This is a genomic window from Arthrobacter sp. 35/47, assembly GCF_000520475.1.
In the GTDB taxonomy this organism is placed as follows: domain Bacteria; phylum Actinomycetota; class Actinomycetes; order Actinomycetales; family Micrococcaceae; genus Arthrobacter_D; species Arthrobacter_D subterraneus.
Genome location: NZ_KI914581.1, coordinates 145113 through 145883, shown reverse-complemented (window position 1 = coordinate 145883; position 771 = coordinate 145113). Strand labels below are relative to the sequence as shown.

At 68.5% G+C, this 771-nt stretch carries 1 protein-coding gene; it reads left to right on the top strand.

Annotated elements, in window-relative coordinates; translation table 11 throughout:
* Nucleotides 1-771 (top strand): 3,4-dihydroxy-2-butanone-4-phosphate synthase (locus tag X803_RS21235; RefSeq protein ID WP_026543683.1); only part of this gene is annotated, 771 nt, incomplete at both ends.

Below are 771 nucleotides of genomic sequence, written 5' to 3'. Positions count from 1 at the left end.
GAGGCCATGGCGGCGGGACGCGCCGTCGTCGTCGTCGACGACGCCAACCGTGAAAATGAAGGCGACATCATCTTCGCCGCCCAGTTCGCCACTGCCGAGCTGACCGGGTGGACCATCCGGTACACCTCCGGCGTGCTCTGTGTACCGGTGACCGGGGAAACCGCTGACCGGCTGGCGCTGCCGGCCATGGTACTCAACAACCAGGATTCGAAGCAGACCGCCTACACCGTCTCCTGTGATGCGGCGGTCGGCGTGAGCACTGGAATCAGCGCGGCGGACAGGGCATTGACCGCGCGCGTGCTCGCCTCCGCGTCTTCCACCCCGTCCGATCTCACCCGGCCGGGCCACATGTTCCCGCTCCGGGCGGTGGACGGCGGGGTGCGGGAGCGGCGGGGACACACAGAAGCCGCGATCGACCTCTGCCGGGACGCCAACCGTGAAAATGAAGGCGACATCATCTTCGCCGCCCAGTTCGCCACTGCCGAGCTGACCGGGTGGACCATCCGGTACACCTCCGGCGTGCTCTGTGTACCGGTGACCGGGGAAACCGCTGACCGGCTGGCGCTGCCGGCCATGGTACTCAACAACCAGGATTCGAAGCAGACCGCCTACACCGTCTCCTGTGATGCGGCGGTCGGCGTGAGCACTGGAATCAGCGCGGCGGACAGGGCATTGACCGCGCGCGTGCTCGCCTCCGCGTCTTCCACCCCGTCCGATCTCACCCGGCCGGGCCACATGTTCCCGCTCCGGGCGGTGGACGGCGGGGTGCGG